This is a genomic window from Halobacillus mangrovi (assembly GCF_002097535.1).
GTDB classification, from domain to species: Bacteria; Bacillota; Bacilli; order Bacillales; family Halobacillaceae; genus Halobacillus; species Halobacillus mangrovi_A.
In genome coordinates this window covers 1516426-1539286 of sequence record NZ_CP020772.1, presented here as the reverse complement: position 1 = coordinate 1539286, position 22861 = coordinate 1516426, and the positions used below count along the sequence as shown (strand labels likewise).

Genomic DNA, 22861 nt, shown 5'->3' with positions numbered 1-22861 from the left:
TTTGTATTCTTAAAACATCCGAGCTTCTGTTAAGATTCTATGGCAAATAAATGCTTTGGACCGTGTACTTCAACAAAACTAGAATAGTATGACGTGCTCGCACCTGAAATCACCTGTTAGAAATGACTTATCTTTGGGAATTACCAATAATATAAGCTATTAAAAGGTAGGCGTTAAGTTATGAGTGATCATTATATAAGACAGATCGATCATAGGGGCAGGCTGGTAATTCCTAAGGAAATAAGAAACCAGGTAGAATTTTCTAACAAAAATCTTAAGCTTGGACCTTTAAGTCTCAAAAAAGAACTTAAGCTTTCTAAAACTACTGAGGAAAACGAAGCATTTAAGGCGCTGGACAGCCAGGGGCGCTTACTTATTCCCGCCAATTATAAGAATGAATTGGATTGGAATCAAGAAAAGAAAATTGATATTACGACAGATCATGACTATGCGGTCTGGCAAGACGAAGTTCAAGTGTGTGAAATTTGCGGATCCTCAGATACTCTGGTATCCGTTAAAAAAGCATTCGTTTGTGAAGATTGTCTTGGAGAGGGTAATGAACAAGTGGTAAACCGCTGGAGGGTATACATGCAGGGGTTAGTTAGTAGTTACCTGGAGTATTGTGAACTTTCCCTTGAACAAGAAGATGAGGAAAGTGTGCATCAGGCTCGTGTCAATGGACGTAAGATCCGTGCTCTGATGGAGTTTATCCAGGTCACCAACCATCCATTATTGGATCGTTTAAATGCTGCTCATAAACGCTTAGGCAAAGTAAGAGAGAGCGAGGTGTTTATGGACGAGTTCAAAGAACGTGCAGAGAAAACTTCTAAGGAGCAGTATGAGGAAGTTTATCGCCAGCTCAGTGATCAGGCAGGAAAGAAAAAGATTAAACATCACAAGAATCTTAAAAGTAAGCTTCCGAAAATTATCAATGAAACGTTTGTAGAGCAATGGAAGCATTTTAAAGATCAGGAAATTCGCTATTATGTGCTGCCTCTACTAGTGGAAGAGAGGATCCAGGATTTCGAAAACGGATTTGCTCAAGCCGTTGAAAAGTATTTAGAATTGTCTTCAAAACAGGATCATAATGATAAACATACCTTAGATGCCTTACACTCCGTTCGAATTATTTCTAAAAAAATCAGATACATTCATAATGCCCTTCACGAAATTTATGCATCTGATTACAAGCAAGAAGCAAAGTATTTTAAGTCGTTCCAGAGACAGTTAGGTGAAATTAACGACCTAAAGGATTGGCTCGAGATGTTTAATAAATACCGTGAAAATATTGATAGTAAGAAAAAGCATACTAAAGCGATTTATCAATTGTTGCTGGATGAATTGTCCAACCTTATGGATGAACTAAACCTGGAAGAAAGTCTTCCACACACCAAGCACTAGTTCTCTGTTGTTATTAGATATATGCGCATGAGTAAGCCCCTGCTTTAAGATGAAGGAGGGGCTTTTCATTGCTTCAAAAGGGTCCGTTACGATTTAAAGGGAAGGGGTGAATGGAAAACGACTCGCTTTCCTGCGGGGGGGGGGGGACTGGCAAGCCTCCTCAGTCGCTATGCTCCTTGTGGGGTCTCGCCTAGCTCCTTCTCCCGCGGGAGTCTCGACGTTTTCCATCCACCCACTCATTAAGTAATGAGCGAACTCATCGAAATATGAAAGCATCCGGCTTTCAGGAGATTTCTAATATTCATACTATTTACTGGCGTCACAGAAGGACTTTTTAATATCTTAAGCGTGTATTAATAAGGGTTAGAATAGTGAACCCGATATGCTTCCGTACTTCTCATAAACGAAGGAGGTCCGAGAAATTGTGAGACTCCTGTGGGATGACCATGATAGGTGAGACCCCGGAAGACGTAGTCTGAGGAGACTTAGCACATGCGAATGATCCTCCTAGTTCTATCTATGACAACGGAAACTTTTAAACAGCCCTAAAACAATTCTTTCACTATCCTGCCATATAGTTGAATAATTCCCCTAATAAAACCTAACGTGAGTTAATAGAAATAAAAACCCTTATCCCAAGCATTGTTGGGATAAGGGTCTAATTTTTTTTAACCAATAGAACCTTCCATTTCGAATTTGATCAGACGGTTCATTTCTACGGCATATTCCATTGGCAGCTCTTTTGTGAATGGCTCGATGAAGCCCATGACGATCATTTCAGTCGCCTCTTCTTCAGAGATGCCTCGACTCATTAGATAGAACAATTGCTCTTCAGAGACTTTAGAAACTTTCGCTTCGTGCTCTAGAGAGATGTTCTCATTCATGATTTCGTTATAAGGAATCGTATCTGAAGTAGACTCGTTATCCATAATCAACGTATCACATTCAACGTTGGAACGAGCACCTTCAGCTTTTCGTCCAAATTGGACAATACCACGATACGTTACTTTACCACCATGTTTAGAGATGGATTTAGAAACGATCGTTGAGGACGTATTTGGCGCCAAGTGGTGCATTTTGGCTCCTGCATCCTGGTGCTGGCCTTTACCGGCAAGTGCGATGGATAGAGTCATTCCTCGTGCTCCTTCACCTTTAAGGAGAACAGCAGGATACTTCATCGTAAGCTTGGATCCAAGGTTACCATCAACCCATTCCATCGTTGCGTTAGACTCAGCTACCGCACGTTTTGTAACCAGGTTATAAACGTTGTTTGCCCAGTTCTGGATCGTTGTATAACGACAATAAGCGTTATCTTTCACAAAGATTTCTACTACCGCACTGTGTAGAGAGCTTGAAGAGTACGTAGGTGCTGTACAACCCTCTACATAGTGTACAGAAGATCCTTCGTCTGCAATGATTAACGTACGCTCGAACTGCCCCATATTTTCAGAGTTAATACGGAAGTACGCTTGCAGTGGTGTTTCTACCTTCGTGTCTTTCGGCACATAAATGAAGGAGCCTCCGGACCATACTGCAGAGTTCAACGCTGCGAATTTGTTATCAGATGGAGGAATCACTTTACCGAAGTATTCTTTAAAGATATCTTCATTCTCTTTTAGAGCTGAGTCTGTATCTTTAAAGATAACACCTAATTCTTCAAGGTCTTTCTCCATATTGTGATAAACAACCTCGGATTCATACTGAGCGGAAACACCGGCAAGGTATTTTTGCTCCGCTTCTGGAATTCCAAGACGATCAAAGGTATTCTTAATTTCTTCTGGAACCTCGTCCCAAGAACGCTCAGAACGTTCAGAAGGCTTCACGTAATACGTAATATCATCAAAGTTTAATTCGGACAAATCGCCGCCCCATTGAGGCATTGGCATTTTATAAAACTGCTCTAGAGACTTAAGACGGAAGTCAAGCATCCACTTAGGTTCCTCTTTATAATTGGAGATCTGTTCAACTACTTCTTTCGTTAAACCTTTTTGGGTACGGAAGATCGAAACATCTTTCTCATGGAACCCATATTGGTACTCTCCGACTTCTGGCGCTTTTTTAGCCATGATAATATACCTCCTTTTGGTATTGAAGCAGGTTTAATCCTGCTTCTCCTCATCGACACCTTTTTCCATCGCCTTCCACGCTAGCGTAGCGCATTTGATTCGTGCTGGGAATTTCGAAACTCCTTGAAGTGCTTCAATATCCCCAAGATCGATATCTTCTTCATCCACTTCTTTACCTTGCATCAAATCTGAGAAGATTTCGGACATTTTCAGTGCTTCATCTATTGGTTTTCCCTTGATAGCCTGAGTCATCATGGAGGCTGAAGATAAACTGATCGAACAGCCTTCACCATCGAATTTAGCATCTTTAACGATGCCATCATCCACTTGCAACTGAAGCTGGATCCTGTCTCCGCATGTCGGGTTGTTCATATCGACGGTCATATGATCGCCTTCGATTGACCCGCGGTTTCTTGGGTTTTTGTAATGATCCATGATGACTTGGCGATACAGCGTATCTAAGTTATTAAAAGACATCGCCAAAATACTCCTTTGTTGTTTGTAATCCTTCAACAAGTCGGTCAATCTCTTCTTCTGTATTGTAAAGATAAAAACTGGCTCTCGCGGTTGCTGACACCTCTAGCCATCTCATGAGAGGCTGTGCACAGTGATGTCCAGCCCTGACAGCAATGCCCTCTGCATCAAGTACTGTAGCTAAATCATGAGGGTGGACATCTGATAAATTGAATGTCACTAATCCTGCCCGTTCGTTTGGTCCATAGATCGTCATTCCATCTATTTTCTTCATTTGTTCTTGAGCGTAGTCTGCCAGTTTCTGTTCATGAGCTTTAATGTCATCCAGACCGATTTCCGTTAAGAAATCAATAGCTGCACCTAAGCCGACAGCTCCAGCAATAATCGGGGTCCCGCCTTCAAATTTCCAAGGCAGCTCTTTCCAGGTCGAGTCATACCAGTTTACAAAATCGATCATTTCTCCACCGAATTCTACTGGTTCCATGTCTCTAAGAAGTGATTTCTTTCCATAGAGTACACCGATACCTGTTGGCCCGCACATTTTGTGTCCAGAAAAAGCATAAAAATCTGCATCTAAATCCTGAACATCAATCCTCATGTGCGGCGCACTTTGAGCACCATCAACAAGCATGACAGCCCCATGCTGGTGTGCGATTTGTGCTATCTCTTTCACTGGGTTAATTGTACCTAAAACGTTAGAAACGTGCATGATAGCGACTATTTTTGTGCGTTCAGTAATCGTTTCCCTTGCATCCTCAAGACTAATCGTGCCATCCGGCTGTAATGGCATATATTTTAAAGTAGCACCTGTCTCTTTCGCTACTTGTTGCCAAGGAATGATATTACTATGGTGTTCCATTGGAGTAATGACGACTTCATCACCTTCTCCAAGGTTCGTTCGTCCATAGCTTGCAGCGACCGTATTGATAGCTGTGGTCGTCCCGCGTGTGAAAATGACTTCTTGAGTGCTTGAAGCACTAATAAAGCGTCTTACTTTTTCACGTGCGCCTTCATATTCATCCGTCGCTTTTGTTCCCAGCGTATGGACTCCACGGTGAACGTTTGAATTGTAACCACGGTAATATTCATCCAGCTTCTCAATTACCTGAATCGGTTTTTGAGAAGTTGCTGAGGAATCAAGATAGACGAGCGGATGTCCGTTCACTTCCTGATGCAGAATCGGGAACTGATCACGTACCGCTTTTACGTCCATTAATATACTTTCCTTTCAATTACTTGTGTAAGCTGACGTTTAACAGCCTCCACAGGTAATTGTTTAACAACAGGCGCTAAGAATCCGTGAATGATCAAGCGCTCTGCTTCAAATTTAGATATTCCTCGGCTCATCAGATAGTAAAGCTGAATCGGGTCTACTCGTCCTACGGAAGCCGCGTGTCCTGCTGTTACATCATCCTCATCAATGAGAAGAATCGGGTTAGCATCACCTCGAGCGTCCTTACTTAGCATTAACACCCGAGATTCTTGTTCAGCATTAGATTTAGATGCACCGTGCTCGATTTTACCAATTCCATTAAAAATGGCAGATGCTTTATCTTTCATGACACCATGCTGAAGGATATATCCGTCAGAACCTTTACCGAAATGAGTGATATTCGCTGTAAAGTTTTGTTTCTGAGTTCCTCTTCCGATCGCAACTGTTTTAGCATTGGAATGAGAATTATCACCGATCAAGTGAGTGATATTTTCAGAAACCGTGTTACCTTCATTCATTTGGCCAAGCGCCCATTCGATGACCGCGTCACGATAGGCAACACCGCGACGATTCGTGTAAACGGTTGTACCAGCTTCGAAGTTGTCAACAGCTCCGAATGAAACTTTCGCTCCATCTTTAGCGATTACTTCTGTAATGATGTTAGCTGAAGTTTTCTCTTCTTTATTATGAGAGATGTAGTTCTCTACATACGTTACTGAACTGTTTTCTTCTGCCACAACGAGAATATGGTTGATTAAAGATGCCTGTGGATCTTCCTGCCAGAAGATTGCTTGAATCGGCTCTTCAATTTGTACGTTTTTTGGCACGTATAGGAAAATACCACCATTCATTAATGCCGCATGGAGGGCTGTAAGACGATGCTCGTCCATGTGTACCGCATCGTTCATATAATATTTTTCTACCAACTCACCGTGCTCACGAAGCGCTGTGCCGATATCAGTAAAGATCACACCTTGATCTTTCAGCTTCTGGTCGATGGTTCCGTAAGCAACAGTATGATTCCGCTGAATTACAAGATTCTGCTGTTCTTTCTCTTTATCTAAAAAGTCCTGAATTTCAACTGGTAAGGAGTCTAAAGAATCAATGGCTTCTCCTTTAACCTGATGATTGAACTCTGTGAAGTTCCATTTTTGGATATTCGTTTTATCCGGTTTAGGAAGCGGCAGAGATTCAGATTTTTCCAAGGCGCTAAGACGAAGGTTTGTCATCCATTCAGGCTCTTGTTGGCCTTGGGAAAATTGAGTAACATACTCTTTATCGTATGGTAGTGTGACTTCTACTGTCATGTTAACCCTCCTATCTTGATTACGCTTTTTGTCCTACCGTCTCATCTTCAATTCCTAGCTCTTCTTTAATCCACTCATAACCTTCTTCTTCAAGACGTTGAGCAAGTTCAGGTCCGCCAGATTTAACTACACGCCCTTGCATCATCACGTGTACATTGTCTGGAGTGATGTAGTTAAGAAGACGCTGATAGTGTGTAATGATTAGGCAGCCGAATGCGTCGTTACGCATCTCGTTGATCCCTTTGGAAACGACTTTCAGCGCATCAATATCAAGACCGGAGTCGATCTCGTCAAGGATTGCGATAGCTGGTTGAATCATCATCAATTGCAAAATTTCATTACGTTTCTTCTCACCGCCGGAGAAGCCTTCGTTCAAGTAACGCTGCGCCATGTTTTTGTCCATGTCTAACGTGTCCATCTTAGAATCCATATCTTTAATGAATTTCATCAGGGAGATTTCATCGCCTTCTTCACGTTGAGCATTGATTGCTGAGCGAAGGAAGTCAGAGTTTGTGACTCCACTGATTTCACTAGGGTATTGCATAGCAAGGAATAGTCCAGCTTGTGCACGCTCGTCTACTTCCATTTCAAGAACGTTCTCGCCATCAAGCAAGATTTCGCCTTTTGTTACTTCATATTTAGGGTGACCCATGATTGCGGAAGCCAAAGTAGATTTACCTGTTCCGTTAGGTCCCATAACAGCGTGGAATTCACCGCCGTTGATTGTAAGATTAACACCTTTTAGGATTTCTTGACCCTCGATCTCTACGTGAAGATCTTTAATTTCTAAAGTTGATCCTGCCATAGTTAATACCTCCAGTATCTATTATTAGGAATTTTGCTGGTTGAATATGGATCAAAGAACCATTCTCAATTTATTCTCATTACAATCTTATATCATATAGAAATTGATATCAACTTTTTACTATTGATACAAAACCGCTCAAACTCCTACATTCTTCGAGCTTTTCCAACAAAATTATATACAAATTCTATGTCATTATAACATGAAAAAATCAGGTAACTAAAGGTTACCTGATTCGATCTTTATTTATGCAATTGGCGTTCTACTTCTGCAAACATTTTTTGACTTTGTTCGAATTCGCGTTGACGTTTTTCTTCCACTTTTAATCGGGTATCTAACTTTCTGCTGTACTCCGCATAACTCATGTTATGCGCTTTGTGCATGGCTTTATCCATCTCAGCAGTATAATTCAAATTCAGATCGTCACTAATAACGAATCCACCCTTTCAGATTATTTACACAATTCAGATTATCATAAAACAATTACCCGGAACAAATTGTAAATAAACCTGGAAATGAGTATTTTCAAATGAATTTCATTCATGTAAGCGTTTGATTCTTCATCATATAGTTAATACCATCGATTTGCTTCTTTTTTCTAACTATTCAATTAATTCAAGTTTGTCGTAAGATCTGCGTAAGCTTCTTGCACTAGAGTAACAGCCTGACTGAGAGCAGCTCCCCCGCCAAAAGCTGCCGCTACACCACATGCCTCTAATACTTCTTTTTCACTAGCCCCTTGATCTACACACCCCTTCGTGTGATAAATCATGCAATATTCATCTTGAGCTACGATACTAATTCCTAATGCCATTAATTGTTTTTGCTTCTTGGATAGTTCTCCTTCTTTGAAGCAGGCTTCGGAAAATTGACTAAACTGATGGGAGACTTCAGGCATGCGTTCTGAAAATATTCCCATTCCTTCCTTATAATCATGCAGATAAGCTTGTGTCCAATTCATTTCTTGTTCTGGCATCATCATAACCTCCAAAAAAAATAAGTGACTGCGGTTAGTATAAACCGCAATCACCTATTTTATCCGCTTATTCAGATGCTCCTTCTACAGGTACAACTGCTCCATCATATTCTTCTTTAATGAAAGTTTGAATTTCTTCAGAACGAAGAACCTCTACTAGCTTATTTAGTGCTTCGGAATCTTTATCTTTACTTTGAGCTGCTACCACATTTACATAAGGAGAATCAGTGCCTTCAAGAATGATCGCATCTTCCTGAGGGGAAAGCCCTGCTTCAATAGCATAGTTTGTATTAATTGCAGCAAGCACCTCTTCCTCACGTTTATAAACTTCAGGTAGGTTAGCAGCATCTACGCCTGTATCAAATTCAAGGTTCTTCGGATTTTCTACAATATCATCAACCGTTGCGTCTACTTTTTCAACACTCTCATCCAGCTTAATAAGCCCTTCTTTTTCTAACAAGGAAAGAACACGGCCATGTGTTGAAACAGAACGGCTCATGACTAGTGTTGTGCCTTCTTCAATATCTTCAAGATTGTCATACTTTTGAGAGTAAACTCCAATTGGTTCAATATGAATACCGCCAAGATTTGCAAAGTCATAGTCATTCTCTTCTTCTTGCAGCTCTAAATAAGGAATGGTTTGAAAGTAGTTTGCATCTATACGTCCTTCAGCCAAATCTTTATTCGGAAGAATGTAGTCCTGATATTCTTCAATCTTCAAGGTAATTCCTTCTTCTTCAAGAATAGGTTTTGCTTGTTCCAATACTTCAGCATGAGGAACACTTGTTGCTCCTACTTTAATCTCAGAGCTTTCCTCTCCGCTGCTTTCTTCAGAACCTGATGCATTTTCTTCAGAAGACCCACATGCAGCGAGTACAAGTACAAATAATAAGGCCAATGCGGCTGTCCATAATTTTTTCATTTTAAAACTCTCCCTTTATTTTATATTTATCTTTTATCCAATTTACGGGTAATAAGATCTCCGAGGAATTGGAAAATGAACACAATAATGATGATTAGAATAGTACAAATAAATACAACATCCCAGTTACTACGCTGAAACCCGTAGAAATAAGCAAAGTCACCTAAACCACCAGCCCCAATAGCTCCTGCAACTGCTGTGTAGCCGATCAAAGCGATCGCCGTCACTGTGATTCCTGATATTAAGGCTGGCATCGATTCCGGAAGCAGTACTTTAAAGATAATGGTTGAGTATTTTGCCCCCATTGCTTTCGCCGCTTCTACCACCCCTTTGTTTACCTCTTTCAGGGCGATCTCAACTAAACGAGCATAGAATGGGGCTCCCCCGATAATAAGAGCGGGTAACGCTGCTTTTGGACCACGGATGGTTCCCATTAAGAAGTCAGTGAATGGGAATAATAGTAAAATTAATATAATGAAAGGAATCGCACGGAACACGTTAACAACCGATGCTGTAATCATATTTAAAACCTTGTTCTGCCAAAGCCCTCCTGGACCAGACAAAAAGAGCAGCAACCCAAGGAACAGCCCGATAATAAATGTTCCTGCTACAGAAACTAAAGTCATATATAATGTTTCATTTGTAGCCGTAATCATGTCTTCCACACTTACATTCGGAAACCATTGATTAAACATTCGGGTTCACCTCCACTTCTACTGACGTTTCTTTGATGTACTGGATCGCCCGGTTAATTTCTTCTTTAGTACCTTCAAGTTGAACAAACATGGTTCCATAGGCACCTTTTTGCGTTTGAGTGATCTTACCATGCAAAATGTTGACATCTAGTTCAAACTTTCTAGATAGATCACTAATCAATGCTTGGTTCGCACTGTCACCAACGAAGTGTAGTCTTACGATCTCCCCACTCTTATAATTGTCTTTTATAAGTCCCAGGGAGTGTTCTTTTTCTGGATCTCCCATAACCTGATCAACGAATTTCTTCGTCACTTGCTGTTTTGGATGAAGGAAAACATCTAGAACATCTCCCTGCTCGACGATCTTCCCTTCTTCCATAACTGCCACCTGGTGACAAATTTTGCGAATAACGTGCATTTCATGAGTGATCAGAACTATAGTCAGCCCTAATTTTTCGTTGATATCTACAAGCAGATCCAAAATTGAATCTGTCGTCTCAGGGTCAAGAGCGGAGGTTGCTTCGTCGCAAAGAAGCACTTTAGGGTTATTTGCTAAAGCACGAGCAATACCTACTCTCTGTTTTTGCCCTCCACTAAGCTGAGAAGGATATGAATTTCCACGACCGCTTAATCCCACCAAGTCTATTAATTCATCGACTCTTTTTTGCCTTTCTGCTTTTGGTGTACCGGCAATTTCCAGAGGAAAAGCGATATTATCATGAACGGTTCTAGACCAAAGTAAGTTGAAGTGCTGAAAAATCATCCCAATTTCCTGACGCGCTACTCTCAACTTCCCTTTTCTCAGGGAGGTCAGTTCCTGATCATTGATGGTCACCTTACCGTCCGTAGGATCTTCCAGTCGATTCAATAACCTTATAAACGTACTTTTACCGGCACCACTGTATCCGATCACACCGTAGATTTCCCCTTTTTTTATTGAAAGATCGAGGTTATCTACAGCAGTTACCTGTTTATCTTTTGTATGAAATACTTTGGATAAGCCTTTGATTGTAATCATGTTGTCCCTCCATAAAAAAACGCCTTTCTGGTTCAGAGAACAGAAAGGCGTATGTATCCAATGAAAATCTGTTCTCTCATCTGCCAGGGCTTACGCTCTGCAGGAATTGGCACCTTCTCGAACAGGACGTTCGTTGGTTGCCGGGCATCATCGGGCCAGTCCCTCCGCCACTCTGGATAAGAGATTTTAGTATATTAAATTATTATCACTTTAACTCACTTAAGCAGTACAAAAAGGATTGTATCACCGCCAAAAATTTGTGTCAACTAAAAAAGCAGAAAATTAACTACTTTCATAAAAAAGAAACAGGCAACAAAAAAATCCCTTCTATTAAGAAGAGATTTCCGCTTTTACCTCTTCTCATCTATCAAAGCGATAATCGCTTTGCAGGAATTAGCACCGTGCTCATATGGAGCCGGTTGCTGGGCATCAAAGGGCCAGTCCCTCCGCCACTCTGGATAAGTGAAGATGTCGATATGAAATTATTAAATATGTTAGCATTGTACTACCTATACGTCAACAAAAAATAGAGGAGAGTATAAAGTTGAAAAAAGCACCACTATTTGAACTACCTTATATTCATAACGAAGAATCTTACCAGCTAGATGAAGATATTGGAAAAGTGATCGTTCTCACGTTTTGGGTTTCCTGGTGTCCCGACTGCGGTTCGGACCTCCCCAAAAAAGAGCAGCTTTATAAAACGATGGATCATGATAAGGTGAAGATGCTGACCATCAATGTATCAGGCAGAGAAAGAGAAGAAGAAAAAGGCGTTCAGTATGCTGACGAATTTCTGACACAGCCTACCTTGAAAGACAGAGACCGGGAAATTTATAACCTATATGAGTGTGAAGGTGTCCCCACTACGACGATTATTGATCAGCAAGGAAACGTGTACGATCAATTTGGTGACAAAGCTTCCTTTTTAGAAATTGTAAAATCCATTGGAAAACTCATCTAGAAAGTAAAAGTAAAGATTCCATAAATAAGACGTTCCGATAAGCTCCCTTCACGTTAATCATCGTTTCGGGGAGGGAGGTCAGTTTTTTGGTTCCTGTAAACAGTTCTTCCATAACACTGGTAGATGATTGCAGCACCAGACTCCCTTGACCTTCTTGTGTTGCTTTTAAATGAACCCCTGAATGATCGATAAATAAACAAACTTGATGCTGACCAACTTGTACTTCAACGTTCAGTTTCCGTTCACGCCAAGTAGGCAACAGGTCATATCGATGATTGACGTTCTCTACCCATTCATAAATAAAATCGATCATAAAAACTCCTCCTTTTACTGTATTAGAATTCTTTAAAAGGAGGAGTCAACCCTTCTCATGAAGCGAAGAATCGTTCGTCATTTCCCGGGTCATTCGATTATTCTTTTACATAATTTGAGACTTTCTCATACATGTTTGTGACAGAATGAAAAGCATAAACCTTTTCGATTAACCTGCTCTTTTCGGTTACGAGCAGACATGGGACACTTTCTATTTGATATTTCTTCATAAGATCGGGATGCAAAGAGGCATTGAATTCCCAAAATATCTCCTGACCAAATGTCGCTTCAATAGTTGTCAGCATTTGTCGTGCTAAATGGCACGTTCCGCAAAAAGGACTATGAACGAAAATAAGGGCTAACGCTTCGTCCTGTAATGTGGCTTCAATCGTTTTTTGTTCTAGTTCTTCCAAGTTGGTCCTCCTAAATCAAGTAGATCGGCTTTACGCTGAAGTGCCTGCTTAAAAGGGCTCTTGCTAATTCCGGCTCTGGCGTAGCGGCCACCTCTCTAAACGCTTTATCAATGTAAATGTGCTCTGCATGAGGAAGTTCCTCTGTCAATTGTTTTCTCAACTTATTTCCTGAGTCGTCTTCATCTACCAGAATGTAAACGGTGCGATCATCTAAGTTGAAATCAAAAATTAGCTCTTCCATTCGTTCAACACCAAGAGTGCCATGGGTGCAGATGATTTCAATATCCTCATCCAATACCTTTTTGAGCTTTTTCTTATCTGTGATTCCTTCAACAATGACAATTCGCTCTCTATCCATTTCCTATCACCCACTATATGAAAACAGACCATGTCTAAGGGACATGGTCTGAACATGATTAATATGATACACGATCATGTCAGACAAGGAATCTTATGTAGCCCCTGTCTGTACAAAAAATTGTAAGTTATCGATTAATCCTCATTAATCATTTCTTCGTATTGTTCTGGAGTCATCAGTTCATCCATCTGAGAAGCATCGCTTGGTTCTACAACAACCATCCAAGCTTTGTCGTATGGAGATTCATTAACGAATTCAGGGCTGTCCTCTAGCTCCTCGTTAATTTCCACAACTTTACCACTTACTGGTGCATAAAGCTCAGATACAGTTTTAACAGATTCTACACTACCGAATGGTTCATCCGCTTCTAGCTCTTCGCCAACCTCCGGCAACTCAACAAAAACGATATCACCAAGTTCTGACTGAGCGAAATCTGTAATCCCGATACGGACTTTTTCTCCCTCTTCTTTTACCCATTCGTGCTCTTCAGAATAACGTAGATCTTTTGGTAGACTCATTGCAATCCCTCCACAATAGAAATTAGTATTTAGCAACAATTATTAACATAAAAGCTGAATGCTTTTATTTCCAACGTTCTGCTCATGCTTTCCAGGTTTTTTCGAATGTTTCCGATTTAAATCCTACGGTAACATTTTGGCCATCAGTAACGATCGGACGCTTGATCAGCATGCCGTCTGAAGCAAGCCATCCAACCATCTCATCCTCTGATGCCTCTTTTAGCTTTTCCTTCATATTCAATTCTCTATACTTTTTTCCGCTCGTATTAAAAAACTTTCGAGCAGCAAGTTCACTCTTTTCAATGAGTGATTTCAATTCTGCCTGAGAAGGAGGCTCGTTGACAATATGTACAGAGTTATAATTCACGCCTTCCTCTTCCAGCCACTTCTTCGCTTTTTTACATGTCCCGCAGTTCGGGTACCAATAGAAGGTCACAGTCAAGCTCTTACCCTCCTTTGTCGTTGTTGATTTTTATTTTACCATACTAAAGATAGATTTTTCATTGATTAATCGAGTTTGAAATAATAATTGCCTTTTTTTATAAAACTACTTTCTATTATTAATGATCATCCTTCTTAACCTTGCACACAATAAAAGCCCCCACTTCGAAAATTTCGAAGTGGGGGCTTGGGAACATGAAATTAGATATTAAACTGTATATTTTTCTGCTTCAATTAAACGAGCAGCAATTTCACGTTTTTTAGCAATGACGTTTATTGGAGTGTGACGAGTTAACTTACGTAAAGCTCCGAGCATCATACGTAGAGAGTCCCCTGATTCAGCCGCAATCAATGTTTCTTTCGCATGTGCTTCAATACGGTTAAATGCTTCTTGGGTGTACACTTGAGTATAAAGTAACTTCTGTTTGTTCTTTTCTTCACCGGATTTTTGAATCGCCTTATCCGTACGGAGAATTGCAGACTCCATATTGTAGATTTCTCCTACCATATCTGCAATATTCACAAGAAGTTCTTGTTCATTTTCAAGCTTCTCACCATATTTTTGCGCAGCTAAACCGGCAGCAAGCAATCCGATTTTCTTCGCGTTCTTAAGCAAGTATTTCTCCTGCTCCAAAGTTTCAATCCCTGGCTCTTCAGGCATCATCGTCATGATCTCTTCCTGAAGGGCCTGTGCTTTTTGAAGTAAAGGCAGCTCGCCTTTCATCGCTTTTTTCAAAAGGGTGCCTGGTACAATCATACGGTTAATTTCATTTGTTCCTTCAAAGATACGGTTAATTCTGGAGTCACGATAGATACGCTCTACTTCATATTCGGACATAAACCCGTAACCGCCGTGAATTTGAACGGCTTCATCAGCTGCAAAATCAAGCAATTCTGTACCAAACACTTTATTCAATGAACATTCGATCGCGTATTCAGCGATAACTTTAGCTACCGCCGCCCCATCTTTCAGCTCTTCTTCTGAAAGTTTACCCATACTTTGTTCAAACAGGCCGACAGTTCGGTATACTGCGCTCTCATTGGCATAGGTATTGGCTGCTACAGATGCAATCTTTTCTTGAATCAGAGGGAAGCTTGCAATAGGTGTCTTAAATTGTTTTCGCTCTTTTGCGTATTTAACAGAGAGTTCAACAGCACGCTTTGCTCCTCCTACTCCGCCAATGGCCAGCTTGTATCGGCCCACATTAAGGATGTTAAAGGCGATGACGTGCCCACGTCCAATTTCTCCAAGAACATTTTCTACTGGCACTTCAGCGTCTTCGAGGACAAGCGTACGAGTCGAGGAACTCTTAATTCCCATTTTCTTCTCTTCAGGTCCAGTAGAAACTCCAGGGTAATCACGTTCTACAATAAAAGCAGTGAACTTATCGCCATCGATTTTAGCATACACCACAAACACATCAGCAAAAGCAGAGTTTGTTATCCACTGTTTCTCCCCGTTTAAGACGTAATGCGTGCCAGCTTCATTTAATTTAGCTGTGGTTTTTGCACCAAGAGCGTCTGAACCTGAGCCTGGTTCTGTCAGAGCGTAGGCTGCAATCTTTTCACCTGTAGCTAGAACCGGCAAGTACTTCCGCTTTTGCTCTTCATTACCGAAAAATACTATAGGAAGGGATCCAATTCCAACATGGGCACCATGTGTAACTGAAAATCCACCCGCTCTAGAAAATTTCTCTGTAATCAATGAGGAACTGATTTTATCTAACTGTAAACCGCCATATTCTTCAGGAACGTCTGCTCCAAGCAGCCCTAACTCACCTGCTTTTTTCAGCAAAGCAACAGAATGTTCAAATTCATGATTTTCCAGGTTCTCAATCTTCGGTACGACCTCACCTAAAACGAAATCCTCAGCAGTCTTGGCAATCATTAAATGTTCGTCTGTGAAATCTTCCGGTGTGATAATATCAGAGGCAGCCAAGTCCTCTACAATGAATCCTCCACCTTTAATCATTTCTTTTAATTCACTCATTTATTGTTCCTCCTCTTAAATTAGCTCGAAAACTCCAGCAGCTCCCATACCTCCACCAATACACATGGTTACCACACCAAACTGCTCGTTTCTTCGTTTCATTTCATGTATCAAACTTAAAGTCAGCTTTGCCCCTGTACATCCGAGCGGGTGGCCTAAAGCGATAGCTCCGCCATTTACATTCACTTTATCCGGGTCAAGACCAAGCTCTCTAATCACCCTTAATGATTGTGAAGCAAACGCCTCATTCAGTTCGAATAGTCCAATATCCGACAGGCTTAATCCTGCAAGCTTCAAAGCCTTAGGTACTGCTTCAATCGGTCCGACTCCCATGATTTCAGGCTCAACACCGGCTACAGCGAAAGATCGGAATTTTACTAAAGGAGTCAATCCTTCGGCTTCGGCTTTTTCTCTGTCCATAACGAGCACAGATGCAGCTCCATCACTCATTTGAGAAGAGTTTCCTGCTGTTACTGAACCTTTCGTGGAGAAAGCTGGCTTTAATTTAGCTAATACATCCGTTGTCGTACCTGGACGTACACCTTCGTCCATGGAAAAAGTAAAGCTACTTTCCTTCACTTTGTTGTCATCTCCCAAGGAGCGGTCTGTAACTTCCACAGGGACGATCTCATCCTCAAATTTCCCTTCTTTAATAGCACGAGCAGCTCGCTCATGGCTTTGAACAGCAAAAGCATCCTGATCTTCTCTCGATATTTCGAACCGCTTCGCAACCTCTTCAGCTGTATGCCCCATGGACATATAATATTCAGGTGCATGTTCAACCAGGCTAATATTCGGTTTAATTACATGACCTCCCATAGGAATTAAGCTCATAGATTCCGCTCCGCCTGCTATAGCGGCATTACTGTGGCCAAGCATGATTTTCTCTGCCGCATAAGCAATGCTTTGAAGTCCAGAAGAACAATAGCGATTTATCGTAATGGCTGGAACTTTATGATGGAGACCTGCTAAACCACATATGTTCCGTGCCATATTCATCCCCTGCTCTGCTTCTGGCATCGCACAGCCGATAATGACATCATCGATATTTCCTTCATAATTTTTAGCGCGCTTCAGTGTTTCTTTTATGGTTAATGCTGCAAGATCATCTGGACGAGTTTGAGCAAGCGAACCCTTTTTGGCACGCCCGACAGGTGTCCGAGCTCCTGCTACAATGACTGCTTCTTTCACGTTCCTTCCCCCTTCTAGATATTAATTACGCAGTGGCTTCCCTTTCATCAGCATGTGCTGCATCCGCATTTGAGATTTAGGCTCGCCGACAAGACTCAAGAAAGCTTCTCGTTCAAGGTCCAGCAAGTATTGTTCGTCAACCTGAGTACCTTCTTTTAAACGTCCTCCAGCTAAAACAAAAGCCAGCTTTTCTGCGATCTTCAAATCATGTTCACTAGCGTAACCGCTGAGTGCAAGAGACTTCGCACCTAACATCATCGTTGCGTACCCCTGTTCTCCAACTACAGGAACCTTCGTACGTTTCGGTGCTTTGTATCCTGAGTTAGCAAGAGCTAGCACTTTTTCTTTCGCATCATGTAAAAGGTGATCTCCGTTTACACTTATAGCATCCTTACTGTCTAAGAAACCATTTTCTCTTGCCTCTTCACCAGATGTAGAGACTTTTGCCATTGCAATTTTCTCAAATACACTGTTCGCTACTTTTTGAAGGTCAAAATCAATTCCATCAGGAATATTTCTTAAATGCTTGATGTAAAGTTCCTTATTTCCACCTCCACCAGGAATCAAGCCGACCCCAGTTTCCACAAGGCCCATGTAGGTTTCTTGAGAAGCCTGAATAACATCAGCAGGCAAACAAACTTCTGCTCCGCCGCCTAAAGTCATTCCAAATGGGGCAGCAACAACGGGCTTATCTGAATATTTAAGACGCATCATGGCATCCTGGAAGTTCTTTACGACCATTTCAATTTCAAAAAAGTTAAAATCCTGTGCTTCCATAAGAATCATTCCAAGGTTCGCACCAACACAGAAATTCTTAGCCTGGTTTCCAATCACTAATCCATTAAAATGATCGTCTACGTGATCGATAGCGAAATTCACCATTTGTATGATATCAAGTCCAATGGCGTTACTTTGGGAATGAAATTCAAGACCTGCTACACCATCCCCAAGGTCCACTAAACTAGCTCCTGAGTTCTTTTTAATCACTTCTTTTTGTTCTTTCAGGCGTTTCAAATTAATGTTCTTAGGATTAAATGATTGTTCTTTGTACTCTCCATCATGATAAAAGTAAACGTTTCCATTTTCCTGTTTATAGAAAGAGGTAAATCCTTGTTCGAGCATATGTTCAACCCATGACGGAACTTGGTCTCCTTCTTCTTTCATACGTTCAACAGACTTATGGACGCCAATGGCATCCCACACTTCAAATGGTCCTAGTTCCCATCCAAAACCCCAGCGCATCGCTTCATCAATCGAAGGGACATCATCCGCTATTTCTCCGTATAGTTCAGCCGAATAGAGCAGAACAGGTTTAACTATAGACCAAATAAGATCTCCTGCTCGATCTCCTTTTGCGGAAATAAGTGCTTTGAGTTTTCGCTTAGATCCTTTTTCCTGCTTAGCCATTTCAGTTGCTTTCGTTTTTAATTTTCTTCTTTCTTCGTACTCCATCGTTTGAGGATTTAACTGCAGAATCTCGCTTCCTTTTTCACCTTTCTTTTTAAGGAAAAATCCTTGACCGCTTTTTGAACCGAGCCAGCCGTTCTCAAGCATCTGCTTCATAAAGTCCGGAACCTCAAAAGCTGTCTTTTCTTCACCTTCAACCTGGTCATATACGTTATTGGCCACATGAATAAAAGTATCGAGTCCAACAACATCCAATGTGCGGAAGGTGGCACTTTTCGGTCGACCGATCATTGGCCCGGTGACAGAATCAACTTCACCCACGCTATAGCCTTTTTCAAGCATTTGCTGTACGGTAACTAGCAAACCATAGGTCCCAATACGATTAGCGATGAAGTTTGGTGTATCCTTCGCTTCTACCACGCCTTTGCCGAGCACATCCTCGCCAAACGTTTTCATAAATGAAAGCACTTCAGGATCAGTGTCCTTCGTTGGAATGACTTCTAGCAGTTTTAAGTATCTAGGCGGGTTGAAAAAGTGCGTTCCTAAGAAGTTCTTTTTAAGATCCTCACTGCATTCAGAAGACATAGCTTCAATGGAAATTCCCGAAGTATTCGAACTTATAATGGATCCTTGTTTACGATGCTGATCAACTTCTGAGAGTACTTTTTTCTTAACGTCCAGATTTTCAACGACTACTTCTATGACCCAGTCGATTTCGGCTAACTTCTCCATGTCATCGCTCATATTGCCGATTTCAATTAAATCCAGACTGGATTTGCTTGTTAATGGTGACGGTTTTTGTTTTTTCAATGCTTCTTTATTCAAAGCAGCTATTCGATTTCTTACTTCTTTATCTTCGAAGGTTAAACCCTTCTTTTTTTCCTGATCGGTTAACTCACGCGGTACGATATCGAGCATCAGTGTTGGTATCCCGACATTTGCCAAGTGAGCAGCAATGCCAGCCCCCATAACGCCTGATCCAAGGACTGCAGCGCGCTTAATATTTCGATTCATTTAGTGGTCCCCCTTACCTTGAATGAATACTCATTCATTTTACAGTCAAAAAAATAAAACTGCTCAAATCGTTTCTACATTTAATATAAATTATTTTCAGATATTTCGCAATCCTTTTTACAGCATTATTTTGCAAAATATTCCTCGCACCTTCAAGAACGCTGTATTTTCCTATACGGTTATAGTATGTAGAGGTACCCTTAATGGAGAGATACCTCTTCAATTTTTATTTCCCAAATACACCTTTTAAAACAAAGGCAACGTTGGCTGGACGTTCGGCTAATCGTCTCATAAAATAGCCGTACCAGTCGTTCCCGTATGGGACATATACCCTCATATGATACCCTTCCTTGACCAGTTCTTCCTGTCTGTCTACGCGAATACCATACAGCATTTGAAATTCAAACTGATCTTTGGGTATATGATTCTCCTCAACCAATTGTTTGGTGTATTCGATCATTGCGTCATCATGAGTAGCGACTGCTGTATAATTTCCATTCAACAGATGCATTTTGATAATTTTTTTATAATTTTCATCCACATCTTTTTTGTCTGGAAAGGCTACCTTCGGCGACTCTTTGTACGCACCTTTAACTAAACGCAAATTTGGATTATATTTGTTTAGATCCTCAATATCTTCGACAGTGCGATATAGATAAGATTGCAGAACGGTTCCAATATGCTCGTAATCTTCACGCAGTTTTTTAAAGATTTGGAGAGTCCTTTCACAACGTTCGTGATCCTCCATGTCAATGGTTACAAACACATTCTTTTCCTCAGCTACATCCAGAATAAGGCGCATATTTTCCAAAGCCAGTTCTTCAGAAATATCGAGTCCCATAGAAGTCAACTTCAAAGACAGCTGTGAATCCAAGTCGTGTTCAGCTATAGCTTTAATCGCCTCGATACAGCCATTAGCCGCTTCACGAGCTTCTTCTTTACTATCTATAAATTCACCTAAATGGTCAATGGTTACTGACATTCCTTTAAGATTCAGCTCTTTAATCGTTTTCACAGCGCTTGGGATTGTTTCCCCAGCTACGAATCGACCAGCTCCAAACCGCAATCCATACCTCTTGGCTAACTTAGTAAAAAATCGATTTTTAGAAAGAAATAAAAAGAAATTACGTAGAATTTGTTCCATATGAACAACCCCCTAATCAATCCTATGATCATGCCATTCAATAACCTTTTATCTAATCACTTCTTGTTTTAAGAAAATTGTGTCTTGTAAACGGTAACACCACTATTTTACCATTTATCAAAAAAATTGGGTACGAAATCACCTAACTATTCGACACCATCTTGTATCTTTATCAGATTTTTATGATAGAAGATTTTCCTTCGGGGATACTAATGGCGAAATAATGAAGGAGGTAAGAAATATGCAGCAACAGAATGAAATGTCCTCAGTCAATCAGGCTCAACCTATGCCGCAAGTTCCAAATATCGTAAGCACTAAAGATCAGTTATACATCTCTGACATGTTGTCCTGGAACTTGAACGCATGTAAAAAAGCTCACTTCTTTGCTCAGAACTGTCAGACACCTGAAATTCAAGCAGCGTTAGAAGAAGCAGGTCAAATGCATCAACGTCACTACAACAAAATCCTTAACCACTTGAACAGTCAGCAGCAAACCAATTAAGGAGGTATCTCAAATGAACCAACAGGCTAATAAAATTCAAAACCCTGAGACGAGCGTTCCAAAAACTCCTCAAATGAATGAACGTGATTTTGTAAATGACCAACTGACTACTGAAAAGTATATGACAGCCTCTTACAACATCGCGCTTAATGAGGCCAGCAACCAAACGCTTTACCAAGATCTTGCAACGATTTTTAAAGAAACACAGGACTGCCAAAGAAATTTATATAACTTGATGTTCAAAAACGGCTGGTATGGTGTAGAGCAGGAACAGCAGCAAAAAATCCAGCAAACTTACCAGCAATTTACTGGTTACAAGGCTCAACTGCCTTACACCATCCAATAAGAACAAAGGCGAAAGCGCCCTGGAACCTCCGACACGCATAAGCAAACATGACCGGATGAAGGTGGTTTTTCCTTCCATAGGACAAGTAGCTTATGGTGATAGAGAGAAATGTCTCTGACTAGAAAATATATCCAGAGGCAGCAATTTAATCATTTCCTAGCCAACAACAAAAACCCGGCATGAAGCCGGGTTTTTTATCCTACAGGCTCGTAACCTTGTGACTCAATTGCATCTTTCATTAGCGGTTTGGAAACGTAGGCTTCATCATAGGTAACATCCACTTTACCACTATCCAGGTCAACTTCTACTCCGTGGACCCCTTCTAATTCAGTTAATGCATTTTTCACTGATTTCTCACAATGTTCACAAGTCATTCCGTTAACTTCTAATGTTAATTGCATCTAAATCCAACCTTTCTTGTTGATAGTTTAAATAGACTATTTTATGGCCTTACTTGTTGTATTCCACAATTTTCTCCTTTAATAACTTCTTCTTACGATTCACCTAAGCTGTAGTTACCTTAATTTAAACGAACAGGGTCATGCTTTCACCTTAGGAGCTGGTATATTACTATAGTAGAGTAAAAGTTAAATGGACAAATTCATTATTTTTTAAACAGAGGAAGGTTTGGAAACTCAAATGAGAAAGTCAATTTACTTAGGCATTGGACTTGGAGGAGGTCTAGGTTCCTCATTACGTTACGGCGTCTCTTCATTATTAAATTCCCCTGGAGGATTTCCATACGGAACTTTAGCCGTAAACTTAATAGGCTGCCTATTATTAACCTTGTTATATGAAATATTTCTACATTCAACCGGCAAGGCGAAACAATTACATAAAGCTTTGGCCACAGGCATGATTGGGTCTTTCACCACATTTTCTGCCTTTTCAGCTGAATCTGTTCAACTTTTTGACCGGTCTCCAATGCTCGCTTGCTATTATATGATTGCAACCATCGTCGGAGGCTTAGGTATGACAATGCTCGGGCACTTATGGGGAAGGAGATGGAGAATTTGAACATTCTATTCGTATTTTTCGGTGGAGCCTTTGGCGCCCTGTTACGGTTTGAAGTGAGTCAGCTATGGAATGGGAAAACACCTTTCCCTTTAGGAACTTTTCTTGCTAATATCACTGGAGGAATATTGCTGGGAATGTTGATTAAATTTTATGAAGGTACCGGGTTTTCGGAATCCATTTGGCTATTGTCTGCAACAGGTTTCTGCGGTGGCTATACGACTTACTCGACGTTTAGTTTTGAGGTTTTTCAATTATTGAAACAAAGAAAATGGAAAGAAGCGCTTCTATATTTGAGCACATCCATTTTGATGACGATTTTTACCATATGGCTTATTTTTCAATTATAAAACCTCTCCTTCGAAAAAGGAGA

The 22861-nt window shown here is 40.8% G+C and carries 26 protein-coding genes and 2 riboswitches; of the genes, 6 read left to right on the top strand and 20 right to left on the bottom strand.

All coding sequences use genetic code 11. The annotated features are described in order from the left end of the window. Positions 1 to 180 precede the first annotated feature (180 nt). Positions 181 to 1401, top strand: coding sequence for a CHAD domain-containing protein (locus tag HM131_RS07400; RefSeq protein ID WP_085029155.1), 1221 nt, complete (start codon positions 181 to 183; stop codon positions 1399 to 1401). Positions 1402 to 2069: 668 nt separating this feature from the next. On the opposite strand, the gene sufB is transcribed toward HM131_RS07400, so the two are convergent. From sufB to HM131_RS07355, 10 genes are all read right to left on the bottom strand, one after another. After that, positions 2070 to 3467 carry a Fe-S cluster assembly protein SufB gene (sufB, locus tag HM131_RS07395; protein ID WP_085029154.1) on the bottom strand — a complete coding sequence of 466 codons (1398 nt, stop codon included), beginning with the start codon at positions 3465 to 3467 and terminating at the stop codon, positions 2070 to 2072. Between the two features lie 33 nt (positions 3468 to 3500). Then, positions 3501 to 3944 carry a Fe-S cluster assembly sulfur transfer protein SufU gene (gene sufU / locus HM131_RS07390; RefSeq protein ID WP_085029153.1) on the bottom strand — a complete coding sequence of 148 codons (444 nt, stop codon included), beginning with the start codon at positions 3942 to 3944 and terminating at the stop codon, positions 3501 to 3503. After that, positions 3934 to 5154 carry a cysteine desulfurase gene (locus tag HM131_RS07385; RefSeq protein WP_085029152.1) on the bottom strand — a complete coding sequence of 407 codons (1221 nt, stop codon included), beginning with the start codon at positions 5152 to 5154 and terminating at the stop codon, positions 3934 to 3936. Before HM131_RS07385 ends, sufU begins: the two co-directional genes overlap by 11 nt. Continuing rightward, on the bottom strand, positions 5154 to 6461 hold the full coding sequence (gene sufD, locus HM131_RS07380) for a Fe-S cluster assembly protein SufD (RefSeq protein WP_085029151.1): 1308 nt from the start codon (positions 6459 to 6461) through the stop codon (positions 5154 to 5156). Before sufD ends, HM131_RS07385 begins: the two co-directional genes overlap by 1 nt. Positions 6462 to 6480: 19 nt before the next feature. Further along, positions 6481 to 7266: a Fe-S cluster assembly ATPase SufC gene (gene sufC / locus HM131_RS07375; RefSeq protein ID WP_085029150.1), complete on the bottom strand. Its 786-nt coding sequence runs from the start codon at positions 7264 to 7266 to the stop codon at positions 6481 to 6483. Between the two features lie 242 nt (positions 7267 to 7508). Next, the gene (locus tag HM131_RS20595; RefSeq protein WP_157130779.1) at positions 7509 to 7679 is read right to left on the bottom strand and encodes a YuzK family famiily protein; all 171 of its coding nucleotides are present in this window, start codon (positions 7677 to 7679) and stop codon (positions 7509 to 7511) included. A 197-nt stretch (positions 7680 to 7876) separates the two neighbouring features. Continuing rightward, positions 7877 to 8242 carry a carboxymuconolactone decarboxylase family protein gene (locus HM131_RS07370; protein WP_157130778.1) on the bottom strand — a complete coding sequence of 122 codons (366 nt, stop codon included), beginning with the start codon at positions 8240 to 8242 and terminating at the stop codon, positions 7877 to 7879. Between the two features lie 67 nt (positions 8243 to 8309). Then, positions 8310 to 9164: a MetQ/NlpA family ABC transporter substrate-binding protein gene (locus HM131_RS07365; protein WP_085029148.1), complete on the bottom strand. Its 855-nt coding sequence runs from the start codon at positions 9162 to 9164 to the stop codon at positions 8310 to 8312. Between the two features lie 26 nt (positions 9165 to 9190). After that, complete coding sequence (locus HM131_RS07360; RefSeq protein ID WP_085029147.1) at positions 9191 to 9859, bottom strand: methionine ABC transporter permease; 669 nt, start codon at positions 9857 to 9859, stop codon at positions 9191 to 9193. Then, complete coding sequence (locus HM131_RS07355; RefSeq protein ID WP_085029146.1) at positions 9852 to 10877, bottom strand: methionine ABC transporter ATP-binding protein; 1026 nt, start codon at positions 10875 to 10877, stop codon at positions 9852 to 9854. The genes HM131_RS07360 and HM131_RS07355 overlap by 8 nt, the downstream gene beginning before the upstream one ends. Before the next feature lie 73 nt (positions 10878 to 10950). Further along, positions 10951 to 11060, bottom strand: a riboswitch (SAM riboswitch). Positions 11061 to 11234: 174 nt separating this feature from the next. After that, a riboswitch (SAM riboswitch) is annotated at positions 11235 to 11342 on the bottom strand. A gap of 79 nt (positions 11343 to 11421) precedes the next feature. Between HM131_RS07355 and HM131_RS07350 the strand changes: the two genes are divergently transcribed. Then, positions 11422 to 11838 carry a TlpA family protein disulfide reductase gene (locus HM131_RS07350; RefSeq protein ID WP_085029145.1) on the top strand — a complete coding sequence of 139 codons (417 nt, stop codon included), beginning with the start codon at positions 11422 to 11424 and terminating at the stop codon, positions 11836 to 11838. Here the strand turns inward: HM131_RS07350 and HM131_RS07345 are convergent. The 9 genes from HM131_RS07345 to HM131_RS07305 form a co-directional block, all read right to left on the bottom strand. Continuing rightward, positions 11831 to 12151, bottom strand: coding sequence for a hypothetical protein (locus tag HM131_RS07345; protein ID WP_085029144.1), 321 nt, complete (start codon positions 12149 to 12151; stop codon positions 11831 to 11833). The genes HM131_RS07350 and HM131_RS07345 overlap by 8 nt on opposite strands. A gap of 97 nt (positions 12152 to 12248) precedes the next feature. Then, positions 12249 to 12563, bottom strand: coding sequence for a thioredoxin family protein (locus HM131_RS07340; protein WP_085029143.1), 315 nt, complete (start codon positions 12561 to 12563; stop codon positions 12249 to 12251). Between the two features lie 10 nt (positions 12564 to 12573). Further along, positions 12574 to 12921 carry a toprim domain-containing protein gene (locus HM131_RS07335; RefSeq protein ID WP_085029142.1) on the bottom strand — a complete coding sequence of 116 codons (348 nt, stop codon included), beginning with the start codon at positions 12919 to 12921 and terminating at the stop codon, positions 12574 to 12576. Positions 12922 to 13055: 134 nt separating this feature from the next. Continuing rightward, positions 13056 to 13439, bottom strand: coding sequence for a glycine cleavage system protein GcvH (gene gcvH / locus HM131_RS07330; protein ID WP_085029141.1), 384 nt, complete (start codon positions 13437 to 13439; stop codon positions 13056 to 13058). 82 nt (positions 13440 to 13521) lie between these two features. After that, positions 13522 to 13881 carry an arsenate reductase family protein gene (locus tag HM131_RS07325; protein WP_085029140.1) on the bottom strand — a complete coding sequence of 120 codons (360 nt, stop codon included), beginning with the start codon at positions 13879 to 13881 and terminating at the stop codon, positions 13522 to 13524. Between the two features lie 207 nt (positions 13882 to 14088). Continuing rightward, positions 14089 to 15870: an acyl-CoA dehydrogenase family protein gene (locus HM131_RS07320; protein WP_085029139.1), complete on the bottom strand. Its 1782-nt coding sequence runs from the start codon at positions 15868 to 15870 to the stop codon at positions 14089 to 14091. Between the two features lie 15 nt (positions 15871 to 15885). Beyond that, positions 15886 to 17061 (bottom strand): acetyl-CoA C-acetyltransferase, encoded by a 1176-nt coding sequence (locus tag HM131_RS07315; protein ID WP_085029138.1) that lies wholly within the window; start codon positions 17059 to 17061, stop codon positions 15886 to 15888. 21 nt (positions 17062 to 17082) lie between these two features. Further along, positions 17083 to 19482, bottom strand: coding sequence for a 3-hydroxyacyl-CoA dehydrogenase/enoyl-CoA hydratase family protein (locus HM131_RS07310; protein WP_085029137.1), 2400 nt, complete (start codon positions 19480 to 19482; stop codon positions 17083 to 17085). Positions 19483 to 19708: 226 nt separating this feature from the next. Next, complete coding sequence (locus HM131_RS07305) at positions 19709 to 20626, bottom strand: proline dehydrogenase family protein (protein WP_085029136.1); 918 nt, start codon at positions 20624 to 20626, stop codon at positions 19709 to 19711. Between the two features lie 241 nt (positions 20627 to 20867). Between HM131_RS07305 and HM131_RS07300 the strand changes: the two genes are divergently transcribed. Both HM131_RS07300 and HM131_RS07295 read left to right on the top strand, forming a co-directional pair. Then, a complete protein-coding gene (locus HM131_RS07300) occupies positions 20868 to 21128 on the top strand; it encodes a hypothetical protein (RefSeq protein ID WP_085029135.1) in 261 nt (86 codons plus the stop codon). A gap of 13 nt (positions 21129 to 21141) precedes the next feature. Next, on the top strand, positions 21142 to 21474 hold the full coding sequence (locus HM131_RS07295) for a spore coat protein (RefSeq protein ID WP_085029134.1): 333 nt from the start codon (positions 21142 to 21144) through the stop codon (positions 21472 to 21474). Positions 21475 to 21668: 194 nt separating this feature from the next. Here HM131_RS07295 and copZ read toward each other — a convergent pair whose 3' ends face one another. Continuing rightward, positions 21669 to 21875 (bottom strand): copper chaperone CopZ, encoded by a 207-nt coding sequence (copZ, locus tag HM131_RS07290; RefSeq protein ID WP_085029133.1) that lies wholly within the window; start codon positions 21873 to 21875, stop codon positions 21669 to 21671. Between the two features lie 238 nt (positions 21876 to 22113). Here copZ and HM131_RS07285 point away from each other — a divergent pair, with 238 nt between their 5' ends. Beyond that, on the top strand, positions 22114 to 22491 hold the full coding sequence (locus HM131_RS07285) for a fluoride efflux transporter FluC (protein ID WP_085029132.1): 378 nt from the start codon (positions 22114 to 22116) through the stop codon (positions 22489 to 22491). Then, positions 22488 to 22838, top strand: a complete 351-nt coding sequence (gene crcB, locus HM131_RS07280; protein WP_232324893.1) for a fluoride efflux transporter CrcB — start codon at positions 22488 to 22490, stop codon at positions 22836 to 22838. Before HM131_RS07285 ends, crcB begins: the two co-directional genes overlap by 4 nt. Positions 22839 to 22861: the final 23 nt, after the last annotated feature.

Excerpts from the sequence above, each read along its gene's own strand:
- HM131_RS07365 (WP_085029148.1), bottom strand. The coding sequence starts at position 9,164 with ATGAAAAAATTATGGACAGCCGCATTGGCCTTATTATTTGTACTTGTA.
- sufB (WP_085029154.1), bottom strand. The coding sequence starts at position 3,467 with ATGGCTAAAAAAGCGCCAGAAGTCGGAGAGTACCAATATGGGTTCCAT.
- HM131_RS07400 (WP_085029155.1), top strand. The coding sequence starts at position 181 with ATGAGTGATCATTATATAAGACAGATCGATCATAGGGGCAGGCTGGTA.
- HM131_RS07320 (WP_085029139.1), bottom strand. The coding sequence starts at position 15,870 with ATGAGTGAATTAAAAGAAATGATTAAAGGTGGAGGATTCATTGTAGAG.
- HM131_RS07355 (WP_085029146.1), bottom strand. The coding sequence starts at position 10,877 with ATGATTACAATCAAAGGCTTATCCAAAGTATTTCATACAAAAGATAAA.
- HM131_RS07370 (WP_157130778.1), bottom strand. The coding sequence starts at position 8,242 with ATGCCAGAACAAGAAATGAATTGGACACAAGCTTATCTGCATGATTAT.
- HM131_RS07335 (WP_085029142.1), bottom strand. The coding sequence starts at position 12,921 with ATGGATAGAGAGCGAATTGTCATTGTTGAAGGAATCACAGATAAGAAA.
- HM131_RS07385 (WP_085029152.1), bottom strand. The coding sequence starts at position 5,154 with ATGGACGTAAAAGCGGTACGTGATCAGTTCCCGATTCTGCATCAGGAA.
- HM131_RS07360 (WP_085029147.1), bottom strand. The coding sequence starts at position 9,859 with ATGTTTAATCAATGGTTTCCGAATGTAAGTGTGGAAGACATGATTACG.
- HM131_RS07295 (WP_085029134.1), top strand. The coding sequence starts at position 21,142 with ATGAACCAACAGGCTAATAAAATTCAAAACCCTGAGACGAGCGTTCCA.
- HM131_RS07310 (WP_085029137.1), bottom strand. The coding sequence starts at position 19,482 with ATGAATCGAAATATTAAGCGCGCTGCAGTCCTTGGATCAGGCGTTATG.
- sufU (WP_085029153.1), bottom strand. The coding sequence starts at position 3,944 with ATGTCTTTTAATAACTTAGATACGCTGTATCGCCAAGTCATCATGGAT.
- HM131_RS07305 (WP_085029136.1), bottom strand. The coding sequence starts at position 20,626 with ATGGAACAAATTCTACGTAATTTCTTTTTATTTCTTTCTAAAAATCGA.
- HM131_RS07300 (WP_085029135.1), top strand. The coding sequence starts at position 20,868 with ATGCAGCAACAGAATGAAATGTCCTCAGTCAATCAGGCTCAACCTATG.
- copZ (WP_085029133.1), bottom strand. The coding sequence starts at position 21,875 with ATGCAATTAACATTAGAAGTTAACGGAATGACTTGTGAACATTGTGAG.
- HM131_RS07285 (WP_085029132.1), top strand. The coding sequence starts at position 22,114 with ATGAGAAAGTCAATTTACTTAGGCATTGGACTTGGAGGAGGTCTAGGT.
- sufC (WP_085029150.1), bottom strand. The coding sequence starts at position 7,266 with ATGGCAGGATCAACTTTAGAAATTAAAGATCTTCACGTAGAGATCGAG.
- gcvH (WP_085029141.1), bottom strand. The coding sequence starts at position 13,439 with ATGAGTCTACCAAAAGATCTACGTTATTCTGAAGAGCACGAATGGGTA.
- HM131_RS07345 (WP_085029144.1), bottom strand. The coding sequence starts at position 12,151 with ATGATCGATTTTATTTATGAATGGGTAGAGAACGTCAATCATCGATAT.
- sufD (WP_085029151.1), bottom strand. The coding sequence starts at position 6,461 with ATGACAGTAGAAGTCACACTACCATACGATAAAGAGTATGTTACTCAA.